The following is a 21,593-nucleotide window of genomic DNA, read 5'->3' on the forward strand; positions in this document are numbered from 1 at the left end:
GCTACGCCTCCTCTTCCTTCTTGTCCTTGCGGTTGAACTCGATCTCGACACGCGCCTTGGCGATGTCGGTGAACGCGATGCGGCGGGCGGTCGCCTTGCGGCCCTTCACGCCCGGTACTTCGAGGTCCATGCCCTCGTCGTCGACGTCGAGGATGCGGGCGATCAGTTCACCGGCGCCCTTGTCGTCCTCGGCCACCAGGCCGAACTTCACGAGACGTCCGATCGCCCGGACGTAGTGACGGTGCTCGGTCAACGGACGATCGGCGCCCGGGGAGCTCACTTCGAGGACGTACTCGTCCTCACCCATCACATCGGACTCGTCGAGCAGATCGGAGACCTCACGGCTCAGCTCGGCGCAGGCGTCCAGTTCCACGCCCTCATCGGAATCCACGATGACCCGCAGCATCCGTCGCTTGCCCGCCTTCGACAGCTCGATGTCCTCGAGGTCCAGGCCCTTGGCGGCGACGAGCGGCTCCAGCAGTCCGCGCAGCCTGTCGCTCTGGGTGGTGCTCATCCGGGTGACTCCTCGGCCGCGTGTGCTGTTGTGGTTTTCCGTCGCGTGTCAGGTCAAAGGGTATCCGGTCGCGGAGGGTGTTGCCGTCCGCGCGCCCCGCGAGGGCCCCGGGTACGGTGATCACACCCTGCCCCGCGAGCACCTCCGGAGGACGTCGCCGTGCCCTGGACCATGCCTTCGATGCCCCCGGCGCCCCACGCGCCCTCACGCCGGAGCCTGCTCGCCGGAGCCGCCGGTGCGGTCGGGGCCGCGCTGCTCACCGGCTGCACGGACGAGAGCGGCGCCCCCGCAGCGGAGAGCGGGATTCCACTCGAACGGCGGATGCGGGAGACGGCCGCGCGTGACACCGAGCGGTTGCTGGAACGTTACGACGCGACCACCGCCGCCCATCCGGACCTGGCCGGGCGCCTCGCGCCGCTGCGCGCGGCCGTCGCCGCACACCGCGTGGCCCTGGCCGTCCCCGACCCCGGTCACCCGGCCGGCGCCGCCGCCCCCTCCGCCTCGTCGTCCGGTTCCGCCCCCTCGGCCGGGACGCCGGCGCCGCGCTCCGCGCCCGTACCGCCGACGCCCGCCGAGGCGCTGACCGAGTTGGCGGACACCGAGCGGAGCCTGTCCGAGGCCCGGACCGTCGCGCTGGCCGGCGCGCCCGGGGAACTGGCCCGGCTGCTGGCCTCCGTGGCGGCCTGTGGAGCCGTCCACGCGTACCTGCTGACCTCGACCCCGGGAGCCGCCTCGTGAAGCCCTCGTCCCCGCCCTCCCCCGCGAGCCGTCCGCTGGAAGCCGCGCAGTCGGCGCTGGCCGCCGAGCACGCCGCCGCCTACGGCTACGGGGTGATCGGCGCGCGCACCTCCCCGGAGCGCGCCAACGAGGCCCGCGATGCCTACGGGAGCCACCTGGCCCGCCGCGACTCGCTCGCCCGGACGGTGCGCGCGCTGGGCGGTGCGCCGCGGGCCGCCGAGGCGGCGTACACCCTGCCGTACGAGGTGCGCGGACCGGCGGACGCCGAGCGACTGGCCGCGGAGATCGAGGAGCGTGTCGCGGGCGCGTACTCCGATCTGGTGCGGGCCGCGGAAGGGCCGCTGCGCCGCGAGGCGGCCGACGCGCTGAGCGCCGCCGCCGTGCGGGCGGCGCGGTGGCGCGGCGGCGGCGTAGCCTTCCCTGGGCTCGCCGAACGCGCGGATCGCGCCCAGACCAGCTGAAAGGGACCACGCACGCATGGCTTTCGAACCGCCGCAGCGGCTTGTACGGGCGCTCGGCGAGATGCCGCAATCGGCGCAGGACGCGGACTGGCTGGGGCGGCTGCCCCGGCTCGCCGAGGAGGCGATGGCCCGGCGCGAGGTGGTGGCCCAGCGGGTGCAGGCGCCCGGCGGGCGCAGCAGCCTGGTCGTGCTCGTGCGGTACTCCGACGGGACTCCGGCCGCTTTGAAGCTCGCCCCGCCGGCGGCCCGACCCGATCTCGAACTGGCCGCGCTCGCGCACTGGGGCGGCTTCGGCGCGGTCCGGGTCCTCGACTCGCGCCACCACGGGGAGGACGGCGGGCTGCTCTTGGAGCGGCTGCACCCCGAGGTGTCGCTGCGCTCGCTGCCGGAGGCGAAGGCCCTGCTGGAGGCGTGCGGCACGCTGCGCCGGCTGTGGGTGGCGCCGGGCGACGGGCACGGCTGGGAGACGGTGGCGCGGCGCACCGCCCGGCAGGCGGAGGTGCTGCGCAAGGCCCCGCCGGAGGCGGCGGCGCTGGCGGCGACGGCCCTGGCGCTCCGGGAGGAATTGACGGCCGCCCCGGCCGAGGAGTTGCTGCTGCACGGCAACTTCCGGCAGGGCAAGGTATTGGCGGGCGAGCGCGCGCCGTGGGTGACGGTGGGCCCGGATCCGCTGGTCGGCGAGCGGGCGTACGACCTGGCCCGGTTGGTCCGGGACCGGCTGGAGGACCAGGTGGCGTCCTCGGCGGGGGCCTCGGGCGCCCGGCGGCGGGTGAACAAGCTGGCGGACGCCCTCGACGTGGACCGGGAGCGGCTGCGGGGCTGGACGGTGTTCCGCGCGGTGGAGTCCGGGAACCGGGCCCTGGCGGCCGGACGGCGGCGCGACGCCGAGTCGTTGCTGGAATTCGCGACCTGGTTGTAGGGCATACCGTAGATATCAGGATGTGTCCGGCGGCAGGAGGCCGTCATGGTCCAGGAACTGGTGACAGCGGTCATCGCGGCGGGGCTGGGCGCCGCGGCGGCCACGGGTGTCGCCGCACGGGTGGTCAGGCAGTACGAGCGGGGCGTGGTCTTCCGCTTCGGCCGGCTGCGGCAGGGCATCCGCGGTCCGGGTTTCACCATGGTCATCCCGGGCGTCGACCGGCTGCGGAAAGTGAACATGCAGATCGTGACGATGCCCGTCCCGGCGCAGGAGGGCATCACGCGGGACAACGTCACGGTGCGGGTGGACGCGGTCGTGTACTTCAAGGTCGTGGACGCGGCCAGTGCGATCATCGAGGTGGAGGACTACCGTTTCGCGGTCTCCCAGATGGCGCAGACCTCGCTGCGGTCGATCATCGGCAAGTCGGACCTCGACGACCTGCTGTCGAATCGCGAGCAGCTCAACCAGGGCCTGGAATTGATGATCGACAGTCCGGCGGTGGGGTGGGGCGTGCAGATCGACCGGGTGGAGATCAAGGACGTCTCCCTGCCGGAGACGATGAAGCGGTCGATGGCGCGGCAGGCGGAGGCGGACCGTGAGCGCCGGGCGCGGGTCATCAACGCGGACGCGGAACTGCAGGCGTCGAAGAAGCTGGCCGAGGCGGCGGCGGTGATGTCGGAGCAGCCGGCGGCGCTCCAACTGCGCCTGCTCCAGACGGTGGTGGCGGTGGCGGCGGAGAAGAACTCCACCCTGGTGCTGCCCTTCCCGGTGGAGCTGTTGCGCTTCCTCGAACGCGCCGCGCCGACCCCCTCGGCCCCGGACGCCGCGGCCCCGCAGCCCGCTCCCCCGCCGGCCCCGCGCCCTCCGGAGCCGGCCGCGCGGGACGCCGGCCCGCGGGACGCCCTGGCGGGCACGGAGCCGCCGGACGCCCTGGCGGCCGGGCCCGCGGTCGACCGGGTGGACGGCTCACCGGATCCGGACCCGGACCCGGTCCTGCCCCCGCCGCCCCACCCCGTACCCCCGCCGTCGGCGCCGGACGAACCGGACGCCTGACGGCTGCGGTCGGCTGCCGGCCGCGGGCTGCCGGTTGCGGACCCCGGACGGTTCGGAACCCCTAAGAGGTCAGCCGGGCCAGCGCCTCCGCGAGGGGGAGTTCCTCGCGGGTGCCGGCGGCGCGGTCCTGGAGTTCGACCACCCCGTCGGCGGAGCGGCGACCCGCGACCAGGATCCACGGCACGCCGATCAGCTCGGCGTCCGTGAGCTTGACGCCGGGCGACAGGCCGGGCCGGTCGTCCAGCAGGACCCGGCGGCCGGCCTCCGCCAGGGCCGTGGCCGCCGATTCGGCCAGCGCCAGGGGCACGGCCTTGCCCGCCGCCACCACGTGGACGTCGGCGGGGGCGACCGAGGCCGGCCAGCACAGGCCCCGCTCGTCGGCCGTCTGCTCGGCCAGGGCGGCCACGACGCGGGAGACGCCGATGCCGTAGGAACCCATGGTGACCCGGACCGGCTTGCCCTCGCGGCCGAGCACGTCGAGCCCGAAGGCGTCGGCGTACTTGCGGCCCAACTGGAAGATGTGCCCGATCTCGATCGCCCGGTCCAGTGCGAGCCCGCTGCCGCACGCGGGGCAGGGGTCGCCCGGCTCGACCACGACGACGTCCAGGTACCGGTCGACCTCGAAGTCCCGTCCGCAGACCACGTTCCGGGCGTGCGTATCCGGCTTGTTGGCTCCCGTCACCCACGAAGTGCCGGGCGCGACACGGGGGTCGGCGAGGTAGCGGACCTTGTCCAGGCCCTGCGGGCCGACGTAGCCGCGTACCAGGTCGGGACGGTCGGCGAAGTCCTCCGCCGTCACCAACTCCACGACGGCGGGGGCCAGGTGCTCGCCCAGCTTGCCCAGGTCCACCTCGCGGTCGCCGGGCACGCCGACGGCGACGATCTCGCCGTCCACCTTCACGAGCAGGTTCTTGAGCGTGGCGGCGGCGGGGACGCCCAGGTGCGCCGCCAGCGTCTCGATGGTGGGGGTGTCGGGGGTGGGGATCTCCTCCAGCGGGCCGTGCTCCGCCGTCACCGGGGTCAGCGGGAAGGTGACCGCCTCCGTGTTCGCCGCGTAGTCGCAGGACGGGCAGTCCGCGAAGGTGTCCTCGCCCGCGCGCGCCGGCGCCAGGAACTCCTCGGAGGCCGAGCCGCCCATCGCGCCGGAGATCGCCGAGACGATCCGGTGGTCCAGCCCGAGCCGCTCGAAGATCCGCCGGTAGGCGGCGCGGTGCAGGGCGTAGGAGTGCGCGAGGCCCTCGTCGCTCACGTCGAAGGAGTACGAGTCCTTCATCTGGAACTCGCGGCCCCGCAGCACGCCAGAGCGCGGCCGGGCCTCGTCGCGGTACTTGGTCTGGATCTGGTAGAGCATGACCGGCAGGTCCTTGTAGGACGTGCACTGGTCCTTCACGAGCAGGGTGAAGATCTCCTCATGGGTGGGGCCGAGCAGGTAGTCCGCGCCCTTGCGGTCCTTGAGCCGGAACAGCAGGTCGCCGTATTCCGACCAGCGGCCGCTGACCTCGTACGGCTCCCTGGGCAGCAGCGCCGGCAGCAGCACCTCCTGCGCCCCGATCGCGTCCATCTCCTCGCGCACGACGCGGGAGACGTTCTCCAGGACCCGCTTGCCGAGCGGCAGCCAGGTCCACACCCCGGCGGAGCTGCGCCGGACGTAGCCCGCGCGGACGAGGAGGCGGTGGCTGAGGGTCTCGGCGTCGGCCGGGTCCTCGCGGAGGGTTTTGGCCAGGAGGCGGGACATGCGCTGCACGTGTTGCGTTGACATGAAGGGAGCCTACCGAGGCCCTCCCCGGCCCCTCGTCGAATTACGGCCTGCGCAGCGGCAGCGGGGCGCCCATCACGGCGTAGGGCAGGCTCGCGCTCGGGAAGTACACGCGGCGGGCGAGGTCGGTGTAGCCGAGCGCGCGGTACAGGGCGCGGGCCGGGCTGTCGGTGTCGATGGCGGACAGGATCGAGCGCGGTTCGGCGGCGGCGTCGGTGATCCGGGTGATCAGCTCCCGGCCGACGCCGTGGCCCTGGAACCCGGGGTGGACGTGGAGTTCGGTGATGACGAAGGAGCCGTCGAGCCAGCCCTCGTGGCCTCCGGTGCGCAGGTACGGCTCGACCACGGTGGACCACCAGTGGTCGCGGTCGTTCGGCATGCCGTAGACGAACCCGGCGAGCGCGTCGTCCTCGGTGTACGCGCCGAGCGCGCGGGCGCCCCGGCAGGTCATGTGGCGCTGGACGATGTAGCGCCGGATGGCCACTTCCTCGTCGCTGAGCCCGAAGGCGACCGCCTGCACGCGCAGGGCCTCGTCCACGCGCGCGGCGAGGTCGAGGGGGCCGACGCGGAGCCCGCCGGGCCGGTGGGGGCCGTCGCCCCCGGGGGTTGGCAGCATGCGGTGACCTTACTCGGCGGTAGCGGCGAGGGGTACGGGTCCGGCACCGGGTTCGTGGCCCGGGGCGGTCAGAAGAGCACGCTCATGAAGGCGCCGACCTCGCGGAATCCCACGCGCCGGTAGGCCGCCCGCGCGGCGGTGTTGAAGTCGTTGACGTAGAGGCTGACGACGGGGGCCACGTCGCGCAGGGCGTACTCCACGACGGCGGCCATCCCGGCCTCGGAGTGCCCGCGGCCGCGGAACTCGGGGTCGACCCACACGCCCTGGATCTGGCAGGCGCGCGGGGTGGCGGCGCCGATCTCGGCCTTGAAGACGATCCTGCCGTCGTCGACGCGGGCGAAGGAACGGCCCGTACCGACGAGTTCGGCGACCCGGGCCTGGTAGAGCAGCCCGCCGTCCCCGGCGAGCGGGGAGATGCCGACCTCCTCGGTGAACATGGCCACGCAGGCGGGCATGATCAGGTCCATCTCGTCCTTGCGGATGCGGCGGACCAAGGGGTCGGGCCGGACGTCGGTGGACGGCTGTTCGGTGATCATCAGGGGCTGGTGGGAGCGGACGTCGCGGGCGGGCCCCCAGCTCGGTTCCAGGAGGCTCCACAGCAGTCGGGTGGCTTCGGCGGGGCCGACGATGGAGGAGCAGCGGCGGCCGGTGCGGCGGGCGCGGTCGGCGAAGGCGCGTACGGCGTCGGGGCCCGCGCAGACGGGGACGAGGTTGGCGCCCGCATAGCAGAGGGAGCGCAGCTCGCCGTCGCGGTACCAGCCCCACATCTCGCCACCCAGGCGCCAGGGGTCGAGGCCGGCGACTTGGACCCGGGAGGTGACGAAGGCGTTCTCGACCGGCTCGCGCCCGAGGACTTCGAGCGCGGATTCGAGATCACTGGGTTCAAGGACCCGGGTGGTGGTCTGCGTCAACACTGGGGCCTCACCATGCAAGTCTGCTGATCTCCGCACTGTACCCGGCGCCGCACGGGGATGCCCGGTCCCACAGGTCACGAAAAAGCCCCGCCCCCGCCCCCGTACTGCGGGGACGGGGCACGGGGCGAAACCGCCACGGGCGAGCGAGCCGAAGGGGCGCGCCTGGGTGAGTCAGGCCGAGAGCGCCCCGGAGCCGAACCGAGCCCGAAAACTAGACGCCGATGGCGACCGTCGGCTCCCCCGAGGGGATGCCGTCCTTCTCCATCTGCTCGGCGATCTTCATGGCTTCTTCGATGAGCGTCTCCACGATCTTCGACTCGGGGACGGTCTTGATGACCTCGCCCTTGACGAAGATCTGGCCCTTGCCGTTGCCGGAGGCGACACCGAGGTCGGCCTCGCGGGCCTCGCCGGGGCCGTTCACGACGCAGCCCATGACCGCGACGCGCAGCGGGACCTCCATGCCCTCCAGGCCCGCGGTGACCTCTTCGGCCAGCTTGTAGACGTCGACCTGGGCACGGCCGCAGGACGGGCAGGAGACGATCTCCAGGCGGCGCGGCTTGAGGTTCAGCGACTCCAGGATCTGGATGCCGACCTTGACCTCCTCGACCGGCGGCGCGGACAGCGAGACGCGGATGGTGTCGCCGATGCCTTCGGAGAGCAGCGCCCCGAAGGCGACGGCGGACTTGATGGTGCCCTGGAAGGCGGGGCCGGCCTCGGTGACGCCGAGGTGCAGCGGGTAGTCACAGGCGGCGGCCAGCTGCCGGTAGGCGTTGACCATGACGACCGGGTCGTTGTGCTTGACCGAGATCTTGATGTCGCTGAAGCCGTGCTCCTCGAAGAGGGACGCCTCCCACAGCGCGGACTCGACCAGCGCCTCGGGGGTGGCCTTGCCGTACTTCTTCAGCAGTCGGGCGTCGAGCGAGCCCGCGTTGACGCCGATCCGGATCGGGGTGCCCGCGTCGTTGGCGGCCTTCGCGATCTCCTTGACCTTGTCGTCGAACTGCTTGATGTTGCCGGGGTTCACGCGGACGGCGGCGCAGCCGGCGTCGATGGCGGCGAAGACGTACTTCGGCTGGAAGTGGATGTCGGCGATGACCGGGATCTGGGACTTCTTCGCGATCACGGCGAGCGCGTCGGCGTCGTCCTGGGTGGGGCAGGCCACGCGGACGATGTTGCAGCCGGAGGCGGTCAGCTCGGCGATCTGCTGGAGCGTGGCGCCGATGTCGGAGGTGCGGGTCGTGGTCATCGACTGCACCGAGATGGGCGCGTCGCCGCCGACGGCCACGGAGCCGACCTGGATCTTGCGGCTGACCCGGCGGTCGGCGAGCTTCGTCGGCACGGACGGCATTCCGAGAGAGATGGCAGTCATCTGCTGTGCAACCCCAAGGTGTGGATCAAGGTCCCGAGATCGGCGGGCTCCAGGCTTCGAGATTACGCCAAGGCGCGGGCGACCCACGCATCGCCGGGGGCGTGCCACCCGAACGTAGGGAGCCGGGCACGATCCGTGCCCGGCTCCCGAACGTGTGCGCGGCGGACGGTCGCGCGCTAGCTGATCTTGATCGGGTTGACCACGTCCGCCACGAGCACCAGCAGCGTGAAGCAGACGAAGACGCCGGCGACGACGTACGCGGCGGGCATCAGCTTCGCCACGTCGAACGGGCCGGGGTCGGCGCGCCGGAAGACGCGGGCGACGGTGCGCCGCACGGACTCCCACAGGGCGCCGGCGATGTGGCCGCCGTCCAGCGGCAGCAGCGGCAGCATGTTGAACAGGAACAGCGAGAGGTTGAACATCCCGAGGACGCCCAGCAGCGTGGCGAGGCGCTGCTCGCCGGGGATGTCCATGGTGGCGATCTCGCCGCTGATGCGGGCGGCGCCCACGATCCCCATCGGGGAGTCGGGCTGGCGCTCGGCGCCGTTGAAGGCCGCGTTCCACAGGGCGGGGATCTTCTCCGGGAGCCGCAGCAGCCCCTGCACGCTGCTCTGCGCGACATCACCCATGTGGTCGACGGACTCGCCGAAGGTGAGCGGCGCGATCACTTCCTTGGGGCCGAAGCCGAGCCAGCCGGCCGTGACGTACTGGCCCTTGACGTACCCGCCGTGGCCGTCCGTCTTGGCGACCTTGTTCTCGATCAGCGTCGCCCGCAGGGTCAGTTCCCGGCCGTCCCGGACGACGGTGACGGTGGCGGGGCCGACGGTGTCGCGGATCTTCTGCTGGAGCACGGCCCAGTCGGTCACCCGCTTGCCGTCGAAGGCCACGATCTTGTCGCCGGCCAGCAGGCCCGCCTTCTTGGCGGGGGCCACGGGGTCGCCGTCCTTGCAGATCTCGCGCTTCTCGCTCTGCTGGATGACACAGGGCGACACGGACGCCACCTGGGTGGTGGTCTGGTTGACGCCGAAGGTCATCCACAGCCCGAAGAAGATCGCCAGTGCCAGGACCAGGTTCATGAACGGGCCCGCGAACATCACGATCACGCGCTTCCAGGGCTTGCGCGTGTAGAACAGCCGGCTCTCGTCCCCGGGCTGGAGTTCCTCGTACGCCGCCGAGCGCGCGTCCTCGATCATCGAGCGGAACGGGGAGGTGGAGCGGGCGCTGACCTTGCCGTCCTCGCCGGGCGGGAACATCCCGATCATGCGGATGTAGCCGCCCATGGGGATGGCCTTGATGCCGTACTCCGTCTCGCCCTTCTTCCGCGACCAGACCGTCCGGCCGAAGCCGACCATGTACTGGGGCACGCGGATGCCGAAGAGCTTGGCCGTCGAGAGGTGGCCGAGTTCGTGCCAGGCGATGGAGAACAGCAGGCCGAACACGAAGACGACCACACCGATCAAGGTCAGCAAGATCGTCATGCGTTCGCCTCCACGGCGGCCCGTGCCGCCATCTCCCGGGCCCGGGCCCTGGCCCAGGTCTCAGCTTCAAGGACGTCCCGGACGGTGAGGGAAGTTCCCGCGTCCGGTGTTCCGTGCTCATCGACCACGGCAGAGACCGTATCCATGATTGCTGTGAACGGCAGCCGACCGGCCAGAAAGGCCGCCACGCACTCCTCGTTCGCCGCATTGAACACGGCGGGCGCCGTGGACCCGAGGGTACCGACGTGCCGGGCCAGGTCCACCGCCGGGAACGCCTCGGTGTCCAGGGGGAAGAACTCCCAGCTCGACGCCTTGGTCCAGTCGAAGGCCGGGGAGGCGTCGGGGACCCGCTCCGGCCAGCCGAGGCCGATCGCGATCGGGCCGCGCATGTCGGGCGGGGTGGCCTGGGCCAGCGTCGAACCGTCGGAGAACTCGACCATCGAGTGGACGTAGGACTGGGGGTGGACCACGACCTCAATGCGGTCGAAGGGGATGTCGTAGAGCAGGTGCGCCTCGATGACCTCCAGCCCCTTGTTGACCAGCGTCGCCGAGTTGATGGTGATCACCGGGCCCATCGCCCAGGTCGGGTGCGCGAGGGCGTCCCGGACGGTGACCTTGGCCAGCTCGGCGCGGGTACGGCCGCGGAAGGGGCCGCCGGAGGCGGTGACCACGAGCTTGCGGACGTCGGCCCGGGTGCCGGCGGCCAGCGCCTGGAAGAGCGCGGCGTGCTCGGAGTCCACCGGGATGATCTGGCCCGGCTTCGCGAGGGCCTTGACCAGCGGGCCGCCGACGATCAGCGACTCCTTGTTGGCCAGGGCCAGGGTCCGGCCCGCCCGCAGCGCGGCGAGGGTGGGCGCGAGGCCGATGGAACCGGTGATGCCGTTGAGGACGGTGTGGCAGGGGGACGCGGCGAGTTCGGCCGCCGCGTCCGCTCCGGCCAGGATCTCGGGCAGTGGCTCGGCGCCGCCGTACTGGGCGCTCAGCGCCTCTTTCAGCGCGGGCACGGCGTCCTCGTCGGCCACCGCGACCGTCCGTACGCGCAGTTGCCGGGCCTGCTCGGCCAGCAGCGCGACGCGCCCGCCGGCGGCGGACAGCGCGGTCACCCGGAAGCGGTCCGGGTTGCGCAGGGCGAGGTCGATGGCCTGGGTGCCGATGGAGCCGGTGGAGCCGAGGATGACGATGTCCCGGCGGCCGACCGCGGGGTCGAAGAGGAGGTGCGGGTCGGCCAAGGGGGCTGGGCTGTCGGTCATGCCCCCATTGTTGCCGCAACTCACGGACGGTCGGACACGGAGTCCCCCTGAATGACCGCGGCCAGCAGCTCGGGGAGGGTCCCGACGAAGTCGGGGAGCGTCAGGGCCGCCCACCACCACGCTTCGACGTCCGCGCCGAGGGCCGCCGTGAGCAGCCGGTCGGCCTCGGCGCGGGAGGCGAGGACGGCCACCGGCCGGTCGTGCCGGTCGGGGTGGTCGATGTCGCCGAGCCAGTGGTCCTCGTCCAGCGCCCAGACGGCCGGGGCCTTGTGCCGCAGGACGTCGGCGCCGGTGAGCAGGCCCGCGTCCAGGCAGGCGCGGACCCAGCGGACGTCCTCGCGGAGGTCGCCCATGGCATTGGGCACCCCGAGGCTGGCGAGGGCCAGCTCGCGGTCCACACTCGGCTCCGGTTCCGGTGCCGTGCCGGGCGCGAGGGCGGCGACGGCTTCGGCGAGGCCCGGGACTGCGGGCCCGGGGCGGGTCGGCGCGGTCCCGGCGGCGACGGCGGCGGCCAGTTCGGGGAGGGTACCGGTGAACGCGCGGGCGGCGCGCTCCACTTCGGCCCACCGGCGCGGGTCGTCACCGAGCGCCGGGCGCAGGACGCGGACCAGGGCGGCCCGCATGCCGGCCCATTCGTCGAGGTTCCAGGCGAGGCGCCCGACGGCGTGGGCCTGCCCGAGCAGCAGGGTGCGGTGGGCGGGCGCGACGGCCGCCGCGAGGTCGTCGAAGGTCAGGGTGCCGGTGCGGACGGCCCGGACGGCGGGGCGGTGCCAGGAGGGGCCGTACGTGTCCTGCGCGTGGGTGTCGAGCAGGGCGCGGACGGTCCCCAGGTCGAGCCCGGCCACCAGGAGCAGGGCCTCGACCGAGCCGGGCGGCAGCGGGGCGCGGGAGTGCTCGCGCAGCAGGGCCGCCGGGTCGAGCTCGTGGGGCACGGTCAGCACGTCGAGCGGTATCCGCGGCCTTCGGGCGCCGTGGCGGCGCAGCAGGGCGACGAGTTCCGTACCGCTCAGCGCGGGGCCCGGCTCGCCCGGTACGGCGGGGTGGCGGCCCAGCTCGGCGGTCAGCGTGGCGAGCAGCCGCGGCGCGGGCCCGGGGCGGCGCCGGTACCGCGCGGGCCCGGGCAGCCCGGGCAGCGGCCGGCCGAGCACGTGCGGGTTGCGGGCGACGTTGCGGCGGTCCTCGTCGGCCCCGTCGCGCAGCAGCAGGGTGACGGCCGCGGCGGGCAGGTGCTCGTCGCGGCAGAGGTAGCGCCGGGCGGCGGGGTCGAGCCGGCCGAGGAGACCGGCGACGACCGCGTCCGGTGCGTGGCGCAGCAGCAGCGCCACGCACCAGGCCAGTCGTCGGCTGTACCGGTCTTCCTCGGCCGTCGCCATCGCTGTGCCGCCTCGTGCTCGTGCCGGTTCCCGTACCTCGGGTCCCGTGGGGCCCGTACACCAGTCTGACCGCGCGCCGATCGTGGCAGGTCGGCGGGTGGGTGGTCAGCGCAGCGGACGGTGCACGTTCTCCTTCTGCGAGGGGCCGGGGGTGGCGTCCGCGATCCAGGGGCCGTCGCCCGAGGGGTCGAGGACGCCCTCCTCCAACCAGGTGTAGGTGCCGGAGAGGACGCCCGCGACCACCTTGCGGTCCAGGTCGTCCGTGTTGGACCAGAGCCGGCCGAACAGTTCCTCGACCCGGATCCGGGACTGGCGGCAGAACGCGTCGGCGAGCTGGTAGGCCTCGCGGCCGTGTTCGCCGCCGGCCCGCAGGTGCTCGGCGCGGACACAGGCGGCGCTCATGGCGAAGAGTTCCGCCCCGATGTCGACGATCCGACCGAGGAAGCCCTGCTTGGTCTCCATCCGGCCCTGCCAGCGCGCCATCGCCATGAACGTCATCCGGGCGAGTTTGCGGGCGCTGCGCTCGACGTAGCGCAGGTGGGTGGCGAGGTCGGGGTGGCCGGCCGGGTGGAACTCGCGGTAGGTGCCGGGGACCTGCCCGGCTCCGGTGGCCAGCTTGGGCAGCCAGCGGGCGTAGAACCCGGCGGCGCGGGCGCCCGCCTTGGCCTTGTCCCCGAGGTCCTTGTCCGGGTCGATCAGGTCGCCGGCGACCGAGAGGTGGGCGTCGACGGCCTCCCGGGCGATCAGCAGGTGCATGATCTCGGTCGAGCCCTCGAAGATGCGGTTGATGCGCAGGTCCCGCAGCAACTGTTCGGCGGGAACGGCCCGTTCGCCGCGCGCGGCCAGGGACTCGGCGGTCTCGAAGCCGCGTCCGCCGCGGATCTGGACCAGTTCGTCGGCCATCAGACAGGCCATCTCGGAGCCGTAGAGCTTGGCGAGGGCGGCCTCGATGCGGATGTCGTTGCGGTCCTCGTCGGCCATCTGGGAGGCGAGGTCGACCACCGCCTCCAGGGCGAAGGTCGTCGCGGCGATGAAGGAGATCTTCGCGCCGACGGCTTCGTGCCGGGCCACGGGCCGGCCCCACTGCTCGCGCACCCCGGACCACTCGCGGGCGATCTTCAGGCACCACTTCCCGGCGCCGACGCACATGGCCGGCAGCGACAGGCGTCCGGTGTTCAGGGTGGTCAGCGCGATCTTCAGGCCGGCGCCCTCGGCGCCGATCCGCTGCGCGGCGGGGACCCGCACCCGGTGGAAGCGGGTGACGCCGTTCTCCAGGCCGCGCAGGCCCATGAAGGCGTTGCGGTGCTCGACGGTGATGCCGGGCGAGTCCGCCTCCACGACGAAGGCGGTGATCCCGCCGCGGTGGTTCTCGCTCTTGGGCACCCTGGCCATGACCACGAGCAGGTCGGCGACGACCCCGTTGGTGGTCCAGAGCTTCACCCCGTCGAGGAGGTACGCCTCCTCCCCGTCCTCGGTGACCGGGACGGCGGTGGTGGCCAGCCGGGCCGGGTCGGAGCCCACGTCGGGCTCGGTGAGCAGGAAGGCGCTGATGGCACTGGTGGCGCAGCGGGGCAGGTAGGCGTCCTTCTGCTCTTGGGTGCCGAACATCTTGAGCGGCTGGGGTACGCCGATCGACTGGTGGGCGGAGAGCAGCGCCCCGATGGCGGGACTGACGGAACCGACGAGCGCGAGCGCCTTGTTGTAGTACACCTGGGTGAGACCGAGCCCTCCGTACTTGGGGTCGATCTTCATCCCGAGTGCGCCGAGCTCCTTGAGTCCGCGCACGGTCTCGTCGGGGATCTTCGCCTCGCGCTCGATGCGCGGGCCGTCGATCTCGCGCTCGCAGAAGTCGCGCAGCCGGGCCAGGAACGCCTCGCCGCGCCGGACGTCCTCGTCGGCGGGGAGCGGGTGGGGGTGGATCAGGTCGAGCCGGAACCGTCCCAGGAACAGTTCCTTGGCGAAGCTGGGCTTGCGCCAGTCCTGCTGTCGGGCCGCTTCCGCGACCTGCCTGGCCTCGCGTTCGGTCACCTTGGGCTGTGTTGCGGACATGCGGGGACTCACCTCGCCGCCGAGTCGGATGACTTTCCGGAATACCGGTCGGTGCTACCTGTCAGTCGTACCCCCTCCACGGCGCCCGGAAAAGCGGGGCGGGGCAGGGTGGGGGAACGGGCGGGTGAAAAGGGGGACGGCCGGAGCCCCCGCACAGTAGGCTCCGGCCGTCGGCTTTGGGCCGTACGAGTCGGCTCAGATGTCGAGGCCGGTGAGGACCAGGACCCGCTCGTAGGTGTAGTCGTCCATCGCGTAGCGGACGCCTTCGCGGCCGACGCCCGACTGCTTGACGCCGCCGTACGGCATCTGGTCGGCGCGGTAGGACGGCGCGTCGCCGACGATCACGCCGCCGACCTCCAGCTCCCGGTGGGCGCGGAACGCGGTCTGGATGTCGCGGGTGAAGACGCCGGTCTGCAGACCGAACTTCGAGTCGTTGACGGCGGCGAACGCCTCGTCGGTGTTCTCGACCTTCTGGAGGGTGAGGACCGGCCCGAAGACCTCCTCGACGGCGAGCTTCACGCCGTCCGGCAGGTCGGCGACGACGGTGGGCTCGTACGAGGCACCCTCGCGCTTGCCGCCGGTCAGCAGCTTGGCGCCGGCGGAGACGGCCTCCTCGACCCAGGACTCGACCCGCTTGGCGGCGTCCTCGGAGACGAGGGGGCCGACGTCGGTGGCGGAGTCGGACGGGTCACCGGTGACCTGCGCCTGGACCTTGGCGACGACCTTCTCGACGAGCCGGTCGTAGACGGAGGCGTCGGCGATCACGCGCTGCACGGAGATGCAGGACTGGCCGGCCTGGTAGTTCGAGAAGGTCGCGATACGGGTCGCGGCCCAGTCGAGGTCGGCCTCGGAGGACCAGTCGGCGAGGACGACGGCCGCGGCGTTGCCGCCGAGCTCCAGGGTGCAGTGCTTGTGGGGCACCGACTGCTGGATCGCGTAGCCGACCGTGTCGGAGCCGGTGAAGGAGATGACGGGCAGGCGCTCGTCCTTGACCAGGGCGGGCATCTTGTCGTTCGCCACCGGCAGGACGGACCAGGAGCCGGCCGGCAGGTCGGTCTCGGCGAGCAGCTCGCCGAGGATGAGGCCGGAGAGCGGGGTGGCCGGGGCGGGCTTCAGGATGATCGGCGCGCCGACGGCGATGGCGGGGGCCACCTTGTGGGCGCACAGGTTCAGCGGGAAGTTGAACGGCGCGATGCCGAGGACCGGGCCCTTGACGAAGCGGCGGGTCAGGGCGAGACGGCCGACGCCACCGGCGTCGGTGTCCAGGCGCTGGGCCTCTCCGCCGTTGAAGCGGCGGGCCTCTTCGGCGGCGAAACGGAACACGGACACCGCACGGCCGACCTCACCGCGGGCCCACTTGATGGGCTTGCCGTTCTCGGCGGAGATCAGCTGGGCGATCTCCTCGGTGCGCTCGACGAGCCGCTTCGAGACGTGGTCGAGGGCGGCGGCGCGGACGTGCGCGGGGGTCGCGGAGAACTCCGCCGTCACGGCGTGCGCCGCGGCCACGGCCTCTTCGACCTGGGCGTCGGTGGGCACGCTGACCGTGCCGACCAGGCGTCCGTCCCACGGGGAGTGGACGTCGAAGCTGTCCTCGCCGGTGGCCTGGCGGCCGGCGAGCCAGAAGGCGTGGGTGGAAGTCATGCGAATCCCGGCCCTTCGGAGTTGTGCGGGTCCTTGTCCCCTCCACCGTAGGACTCCGCCGGCGATTCGGCGTTTGTCCGGCATGGAGTACGCGCGGCGAAGGCTGCGCCGCTTTGTCACTGTCCCCACCGCACGGGACCCGTACGGGGCCGCCCCGCGCGGTCTGCCCGGCGCCAAGGGCGCGTCCCGCGCGAGTACGGGCCCCTTGAGCCTGGCCGGGCCCCGACGGTGGACGCCTTCCGACGGCGCCCGGCGGACGGGTGGGCGTGCGGGGCGACCCGGATTGCGGTGGGCGCCGCACACACGGCCCGCGGGCAGGGCGCCGCCGGCAGGAGCAACCTGACCACGGGCCGCCCGGCCCTCGGCCGGACGCGCCGCCGGCCACGGCGCCCGCCCCCCACCGGGTGGGTCCCGCGCGAGGGCTGCCTCGCGGATGACGGCCCGGGGCGGAGCCTCAGGGTGGCGGCGCGCCCGGCCCGGCCCTCGGCCGGACGCGCCGCCGGCCACGGCGCCCGCCCCCCACCGGGTGGGTCCCGCGCGAGGGCGCCGCCTGAGGCGCGCCGGGGTCCGGCTCATGTGTGCGGCCGGCTCTGCGGATCCTCCGGCCGCAGCCCCTGCCAGCACGGCGCCGCCCTGACTCGGCCCTCCGGATCGCGACCGCGCCGCCTCCCCCGCCACCGCGTGAGCATTGGTACGCGCGGGCCGGGGCCTGTCGGTCTGATGCCCCTACGGGTCACGCCGCGACGGGTGGCCGGGGGCGGGGCGTGGAGCCTCGCGGTGCGCGCGGACCGCTCCGCCCTCGGTCCCGGCGGAACGCCACTCGGTCGCCTCCGACCTCGGCCGCCCGGCACCGAAGGGCGCCGGCACGGACGGGCCTGGGCGGAGGACCGTTCATCGGGCGAAGGTCACGGCCCGCTCCGGCCGGGAGCCGCACCGAGGAGTGTCCGGGCCGGGCCCCGACCATGTTTCGGGCTGTCGCCCGAAGCCCACGGGCCCGGGCGGCACGCACTCGGCCCGCATCGACCACCGTCGCGCGGCCCGGAAGTGCGTCGGGTCGGACCCGGGCCGCAGGATCCGGTGGAGAACCGCCCCCGGCGTAGCACGCGGTCGACGGCGACCACGGGCCGGGCGGCCCGCCGAAGCGCGCCGGGTCGGCGCCGGGCTTCTGCCGCGCACCGCGATGTCCCGGGGCCCGGGCGGGGTCTATGCGTCGGTGGGGCTGGCCTTGAGGGCGAGCCAGAGTTCCATGCGGACGTCCGGGTCGTCCAGGGAGCGGCCGAGGATCTCCTCCACGCGCTTCATCCGGTAGCGCAGGGTGTGCCGGTGCACGCCGAGGTCGACCGCCGCCGCGTCCCATTGGCCGTGCCGCGACAGCCACGCGTACAGGGAGGCCACCAGGTCGCCGCGGCCCTTCTCGTCGTGCTCGCGCAGCGCCCGCAGCGTGCCGTCCGCGAAGGCCCGTACCGCGTCGTCGGCCAGCAGCGGGAGTACGGAGCCGGCCGCGAGGTCCTCGTGTTCCACCATCGGGCGCCCCCGGCGGCGGGCCACCGCGAGGGCCTGGTCGGCCTGCTTGACGGCGGCGGCCACGCCCGCGGGGCCGGCCGGGGCGGACAGGCCGACCACCAGCTCGTCCGGCTCCGGCCCGACCGAGTCCCGCCCGCGCCGCGCCTCCGCCGTCTCCGCGTACTCCGCGCACGCCTGTACGGCGGAGCCCGCCTCCGCGGCCAGGACCACGAGCCGTCCGTCCTCCGGGACCACCAGCAGCGCCTCCCCGGTACGGGCCGCCGCCGACTCGACCGCGTCGGCCAGTTGGGCGAGCCCCTCCGGCTGGGCGGTTCCCGGCAGCGCCGGCTCGGCGACGACGATACGGAACGGGGCGTCCAGCAGGGCCCCGTACAGATCCCCGGCCACGGCCCGGGCGTGCTCCGCCTCGCCCGTCATCAACATCCGCAGCACCGCCGCGCCGAGCCGGGACTCCGCGTCGTGCAGCGACCGCGACCGCTCGGTGGTGAGGGTGAGCAGGGCCACCGCGGAGTGCACCGCGTACCGCTCGGCGGTGCCCAGCGGCGCCCCCGTGCCCACGGCCAGCGCACCCCGGGCCCGCCGCCCGGTCCCGAGCGACTGGAGTTCGACGCGGTCCTCGGTCCCGCCCACCACGGCACTCGCGGGCGCGGGCCGCTCCCGCAACCGCTCCACGTCCGGGGTGAGCCGGGCGGCCCGGCGCGCGGCCCAGTCCGGGGCGGCGGCGACGACCGCGCCGGAGGTGTCGTAGAGCGCGGCCCAGCCGTGCACGTGGGCGGCCAGCTTCGCCAGCAGCTCGGCCGGTCCGTCGACGGAGAGCGCGGCGCGGGTCAGCTCCCGCTGCGCCTCGAAGCCGGCCGTCACCGCCCGGTACTGGTCGGCCGCGAGCGCCGCCGAGACCGCCTTGCTGATGGCGAGGAACGGGGTCCGGCGCGGTACCTCCAGCAGCGGCAAATCCTCCGCCCGGGCGGCGTCGACCAGCGCCTCGGGGATCGCCTCGTAGTTGACGCCGATCGCGAAGCCGATACCGACGACGCCGGCCGCCGCGAGCCGCCGTACGTAGCGGCGCATCTCCTCCGGGTCCTCCGCGTCCAGCTTCATGGCGGTGATCAGCAGCAGCTCGCCGCCCTCCATGTACGGGACGGGGTCGGCGAGCTCGCTGACGTGGGCCCAGCGCACGGGGGTGTCGAGGCGGCTCTCCCCCGCACGGACGCTGAGCTTGAGGGCCGAGTGCTGGACGAGCGAGGCGAGGGTGAGCGGCATCGGGTACCAGTGGCCTTTGAGGGGAGGCGGAAGCGGTCGGTGCGGGGAGGGGCGGAGGCGAGGAGGCTAGGGCACGAGGGGGGAGCGGATTTCGCCGTGGCGTATGAACGGCTCTCCTCGATTCTGCCACCCCGTACGGGTCCCCTCAGCTCGGCCCGGCCGGTGCGCGGCGACCGGCTCGGGCCGGCCCGGCTCGGCTCGGCCCGGCCCGGTCAGCTCGTGTCGGCCAGCCTGACCAGCAGCGGGGCCGCCCGTTCCCCTCGGACGGAGGTCAGCGACAGCACCGCGTGCCCCGGCGGCACGGCGTGCGCGAGCTCCGAGGCCGACCACCGCTCCCGCTCCACCTGTCGCACGGTCACCGCGTCCGTGGTGACGGACTTCCCGGTGATCAGCTTGCGGAAGGCGTGCATGGCCCGGGTCAAGGGCTGGTCCGCGAAGACGGTCCGATGGGTGACGTCCCGCGTCTCGACCCACTCCGTGCCCCAGGCCTCCGCGAACCGCTTGCCGTCCCAGGTGGTCACCCCGGAGAAGGCCATCCGGCAGCCGACCGCGCCGAGCAGCGGGGTGCGCAGCGCCTCCGGTACGTCGTCCAGCGTGCGCAGTGCCAGCAGTACCCCGGCGTTGGCCGAGCGGAGCCGCTGGATGCCGCGCACGGTTTCGGGGGTCAGGGTGTGGGCGGCGTCGTCGAAGGCGAGGAACGCGAAGAGCGAGCGGTCGGCGCGCGCCGCGGCGGAGGCGGTGAACTGGGCGAGCAGCAGCCGGGCCAGCATCCGGGAGGCGTCGGCGTGCGCACGTTCGGGCAGGTCGACACGGACGCGCAGCGGGTGTTCCAGCGAGCGCAGCGAGAACGGCCGCCCCTGGCCGGTGGTGTCGAAGAACCCCGCGAAGGCGGGCCGGTCCAGCAGCGCCACCCGGTCGGCGAGCACCGGGCCGGGGTCGCCGTGGGCGCCGTACTGGCGGGCGCGGGCGCCGAGTTCGCGGAGCATGACGTGCAGGCCGGCGTCCTCCAGCGCGGTGCGCAGCGCGTCGAGCGCGGCGGGCACCTGGTCGAGGAGTTCGCGCAGCTCGGGCACGCCGGGGAAGCGGCCGTACGCGGCGCGGAAGGGGCCCAGCAGCTGGGCGAGGGCAGTGGCCGCCCGGCGGACCTCCGTCCCGGGGACGTCTCCGGCGAACGCCTCGGCGAGCAGCGAGGCGGCCTCGTCGGGGTCGGTGGTGCCGCCGTACAGGTCGAGGTCGTAGACGGAGTCGGGGTCGCCGACGCGGACCACGACGTCATAGGCGGCGTCGGGCCCCAGCGGGGTTCCGGCCGAAGCCACGACGATCACGGCGGCCTGCCCGGCCAGCGCCTGTAGCGCGAGCGTCTCCACGACGGGCCGGACCAGCCGCCGGGTCTTGCCGGAGCCGGACGGGCCGACGGCGAGCAGCGAGGTGCCGAGCACGTCGGGGTCGAGGGCGAAGCCGGTCCCGCGGCGGGCCCAGGGGTTGCGTTCGCCGTCCTCGACGGTGCCGAGCAGCACCTGCCGGGCCGGCAGGTCGTGCCGCGCGGCCCGCGCGGGCAGGTCCCGCGCCCCGGACGGGTGCACGCACGCCGCCGCCCCCTTGTCCCGCACGGCCTGCGCGAAGGCCCCGGCCCGCCCCGGGTCGGCCCGCACGCTCTCCCACGCCCGCCGGATCCGCGCGTAGTCCACGTCGTTCATCCGCCCGGCCGCCACCTCCCCGGCCAGCCGCTCGGCCGCTTCCGTGAGGCCCGCGGCACGCAGCTCGCCCCAGGCGAGGGGGTCCTGCGCCGGGGGCGCGGAAGCGGGGTCGGGCACCGTCGGCCCGCTTTTCGGCCCGCCCGTGCGCCGGGCCAGCCGGACGAAGAACACCACGACGGGCAGCGTGGTGACCCCGTAGACGAGGTAGGTGACGAGGGTCTGCGTGCCCGTGTTCATGTCCTCGTATGGCAGATGGTCGCCGACGAGCCCGAGCAGCGTCAGCGTCCTCGTCCAGATGAGCATCAGGACGAACAGTGCCCCGACCGTCGCGCCCACCGCCCGCGCCGCGGGACCACGCGCCGCGACGAGCCGGTCGAAGGCGAGGCTCCATGAGCCGAGGCGGCTGAACCACACCACCAGCGCGCCGGTGATCAACAGCGCGTACGCCTGGAGGGCGGCGATGCCCCTGCCGTCGACCGGGTCGTCGCCCAGCCGCCACCAACTCTGGGGCGTGAGCGCCTTCACGGGCACGTCGACCTTCGGGATGTACCCGTTCGTCAGCAGGGACCACAGCAGCACGCAGGCGAGGAACGAGATCACGGCGCCGCTCAGCAACGCCCGGTCCTGGGCGGGCTCCGCCTCCGCCGTGGGGCGCGGCCGGTACCCGAACCGCCAGGTGCCCGGTTCGGCCTTCGGCCGGGGGACGCGCAGCCACTGCGCGAACGCGGAGGCGGGACCCGGCGCGTAGCCCGGCTTCGGCGGGGCGGTCGGAGGGGCGCCGGGCATGGGCGGCGGGCCGGCGGGCTTCGGCACGCGCCCGCCTCCCACCCGCTGCTCCTGGTACGCGCCGTCGGTGTCCATGAACCCTGCCCCCTGCCCGTTCACTGCGCTGCGCTCGCGCTCAATCTAGTGGCCACCGGCGTTCCGCCGCCCGTACCCGGTCATGATCCACAAGACACGCGACCACCGCTTCCTATGGCC

At 73.8% G+C, this 21,593-nt stretch carries 16 protein-coding genes; 4 read left to right on the top strand and 12 right to left on the bottom strand.

The window, feature by feature from the left end:
• Window position 1: 1 nt before the first annotated feature.
• Window positions 2-514 (bottom strand): ribosome maturation factor RimP, encoded by a 513-nt coding sequence (rimP, locus tag ACFVXJ_RS22135; protein WP_389663973.1) that lies wholly within the window; start codon window positions 512-514, stop codon window positions 2-4.
• 180 nt (window positions 515-694) lie between these two features.
• On the opposite strand from rimP, the gene ACFVXJ_RS22140 reads away from it, so the two are divergent.
• From ACFVXJ_RS22140 to ACFVXJ_RS22155, 4 genes are read left to right on the top strand one after another with little or no spacing between them, the layout of a single operon-like run.
• Window positions 695-1,252: a hypothetical protein gene (locus ACFVXJ_RS22140; protein ID WP_389663974.1), complete on the top strand. Its 558-nt coding sequence runs from the start codon at window positions 695-697 to the stop codon at window positions 1,250-1,252.
• A complete protein-coding gene (locus ACFVXJ_RS22145; RefSeq protein ID WP_389663976.1) occupies window positions 1,249-1,713 on the top strand; it encodes a ferritin-like domain-containing protein in 465 nt (154 codons plus the stop codon). The genes ACFVXJ_RS22140 and ACFVXJ_RS22145 overlap by 4 nt, the downstream gene beginning before the upstream one ends.
• A 16-nt stretch (window positions 1,714-1,729) precedes the next feature.
• A complete protein-coding gene (locus tag ACFVXJ_RS22150; RefSeq protein WP_389663978.1) occupies window positions 1,730-2,632 on the top strand; it encodes an aminoglycoside phosphotransferase family protein in 903 nt (300 codons plus the stop codon).
• A gap of 45 nt (window positions 2,633-2,677) precedes the next feature.
• Window positions 2,678-3,685 (top strand): slipin family protein, encoded by a 1,008-nt coding sequence (locus ACFVXJ_RS22155; protein WP_389663979.1) that lies wholly within the window; start codon window positions 2,678-2,680, stop codon window positions 3,683-3,685.
• A 61-nt stretch (window positions 3,686-3,746) separates the two neighbouring features.
• Here ACFVXJ_RS22155 and ACFVXJ_RS22160 read toward each other — a convergent pair whose 3' ends face one another.
• The 11 genes from ACFVXJ_RS22160 to ACFVXJ_RS22210 form a co-directional block, all read right to left on the bottom strand.
• The gene (locus tag ACFVXJ_RS22160) at window positions 3,747-5,444 is read right to left on the bottom strand and encodes a proline--tRNA ligase (protein WP_389663981.1); all 1,698 of its coding nucleotides are present in this window, start codon (window positions 5,442-5,444) and stop codon (window positions 3,747-3,749) included.
• Window positions 5,445-5,484: 40 nt separating this feature from the next.
• Window positions 5,485-6,057, bottom strand: a complete 573-nt coding sequence (locus tag ACFVXJ_RS22165; protein WP_389663982.1) for a GNAT family N-acetyltransferase — start codon at window positions 6,055-6,057, stop codon at window positions 5,485-5,487.
• Between the two features lie 68 nt (window positions 6,058-6,125).
• On the bottom strand, window positions 6,126-6,971 hold the full coding sequence (locus ACFVXJ_RS22170; RefSeq protein ID WP_389663984.1) for a GNAT family N-acetyltransferase: 846 nt from the start codon (window positions 6,969-6,971) through the stop codon (window positions 6,126-6,128).
• A 211-nt stretch (window positions 6,972-7,182) separates the two neighbouring features.
• A complete protein-coding gene (gene ispG, locus ACFVXJ_RS22175; RefSeq protein WP_389663986.1) occupies window positions 7,183-8,340 on the bottom strand; it encodes a flavodoxin-dependent (E)-4-hydroxy-3-methylbut-2-enyl-diphosphate synthase in 1,158 nt (385 codons plus the stop codon).
• 176 nt (window positions 8,341-8,516) lie between these two features.
• Window positions 8,517-9,818 (bottom strand): M50 family metallopeptidase, encoded by a 1,302-nt coding sequence (locus ACFVXJ_RS22180; RefSeq protein ID WP_389663988.1) that lies wholly within the window; start codon window positions 9,816-9,818, stop codon window positions 8,517-8,519.
• Entirely contained in the window at window positions 9,815-11,068 is a 1,254-nt protein-coding gene (gene dxr, locus ACFVXJ_RS22185; protein WP_389663990.1) for a 1-deoxy-D-xylulose-5-phosphate reductoisomerase, read from the bottom strand. The genes ACFVXJ_RS22180 and dxr overlap by 4 nt, the downstream gene beginning before the upstream one ends.
• Window positions 11,069-11,088: 20 nt before the next feature.
• Window positions 11,089-12,441: a hypothetical protein gene (locus tag ACFVXJ_RS22190; RefSeq protein ID WP_389663991.1), complete on the bottom strand. Its 1,353-nt coding sequence runs from the start codon at window positions 12,439-12,441 to the stop codon at window positions 11,089-11,091.
• A 105-nt stretch (window positions 12,442-12,546) separates the two neighbouring features.
• Window positions 12,547-14,490 carry an acyl-CoA dehydrogenase family protein gene (locus tag ACFVXJ_RS22195; protein WP_389663992.1) on the bottom strand — a complete coding sequence of 648 codons (1,944 nt, stop codon included), beginning with the start codon at window positions 14,488-14,490 and terminating at the stop codon, window positions 12,547-12,549.
• Window positions 14,491-14,685: 195 nt separating this feature from the next.
• Entirely contained in the window at window positions 14,686-16,131 is a 1,446-nt protein-coding gene (locus ACFVXJ_RS22200) for an aldehyde dehydrogenase family protein (RefSeq protein WP_389663993.1), read from the bottom strand.
• 1,203 nt (window positions 16,132-17,334) lie between these two features.
• The gene (locus tag ACFVXJ_RS22205; protein ID WP_389663995.1) at window positions 17,335-18,915 is read right to left on the bottom strand and encodes a PucR family transcriptional regulator; all 1,581 of its coding nucleotides are present in this window, start codon (window positions 18,913-18,915) and stop codon (window positions 17,335-17,337) included.
• A 212-nt stretch (window positions 18,916-19,127) separates the two neighbouring features.
• The gene (locus tag ACFVXJ_RS22210; protein ID WP_389663997.1) at window positions 19,128-21,473 is read right to left on the bottom strand and encodes an ATP/GTP-binding protein; all 2,346 of its coding nucleotides are present in this window, start codon (window positions 21,471-21,473) and stop codon (window positions 19,128-19,130) included.
• Window positions 21,474-21,593: the final 120 nt, after the last annotated feature.

The sequence above is a fragment of the Streptomyces sp. NPDC058279 genome, from assembly GCF_042881255.1.
GTDB lineage: Bacteria > Actinomycetota > Actinomycetes > Streptomycetales > Streptomycetaceae > Streptomyces.

Excerpts from the sequence above, each read along its gene's own strand:
- rimP (WP_389663973.1), bottom strand. The coding sequence starts at position 514 with ATGAGCACCACCCAGAGCGACAGGCTGCGCGGACTGCTGGAGCCGCTC.
- ACFVXJ_RS22140 (WP_389663974.1), top strand. The coding sequence starts at position 695 with ATGCCCCCGGCGCCCCACGCGCCCTCACGCCGGAGCCTGCTCGCCGGA.
- ACFVXJ_RS22150 (WP_389663978.1), top strand. The coding sequence starts at position 1,730 with ATGGCTTTCGAACCGCCGCAGCGGCTTGTACGGGCGCTCGGCGAGATG.
- ACFVXJ_RS22155 (WP_389663979.1), top strand. The coding sequence starts at position 2,678 with ATGGTCCAGGAACTGGTGACAGCGGTCATCGCGGCGGGGCTGGGCGCC.
- ACFVXJ_RS22160 (WP_389663981.1), bottom strand. The coding sequence starts at position 5,444 with ATGTCAACGCAACACGTGCAGCGCATGTCCCGCCTCCTGGCCAAAACC.
- ACFVXJ_RS22165 (WP_389663982.1), bottom strand. The coding sequence starts at position 6,057 with ATGCTGCCAACCCCCGGGGGCGACGGCCCCCACCGGCCCGGCGGGCTC.
- ispG (WP_389663986.1), bottom strand. The coding sequence starts at position 8,340 with ATGACTGCCATCTCTCTCGGAATGCCGTCCGTGCCGACGAAGCTCGCC.
- ACFVXJ_RS22180 (WP_389663988.1), bottom strand. The coding sequence starts at position 9,818 with ATGACGATCTTGCTGACCTTGATCGGTGTGGTCGTCTTCGTGTTCGGC.
- dxr (WP_389663990.1), bottom strand. The coding sequence starts at position 11,068 with ATGACCGACAGCCCAGCCCCCTTGGCCGACCCGCACCTCCTCTTCGAC.
- ACFVXJ_RS22190 (WP_389663991.1), bottom strand. The coding sequence starts at position 12,441 with ATGGCGACGGCCGAGGAAGACCGGTACAGCCGACGACTGGCCTGGTGC.
- ACFVXJ_RS22195 (WP_389663992.1), bottom strand. The coding sequence starts at position 14,490 with ATGTCCGCAACACAGCCCAAGGTGACCGAACGCGAGGCCAGGCAGGTC.
- ACFVXJ_RS22200 (WP_389663993.1), bottom strand. The coding sequence starts at position 16,131 with ATGACTTCCACCCACGCCTTCTGGCTCGCCGGCCGCCAGGCCACCGGC.
- ACFVXJ_RS22205 (WP_389663995.1), bottom strand. The coding sequence starts at position 18,915 with ATGCCGCTCACCCTCGCCTCGCTCGTCCAGCACTCGGCCCTCAAGCTC.
- ACFVXJ_RS22210 (WP_389663997.1), bottom strand. The coding sequence starts at position 21,473 with ATGGACACCGACGGCGCGTACCAGGAGCAGCGGGTGGGAGGCGGGCGC.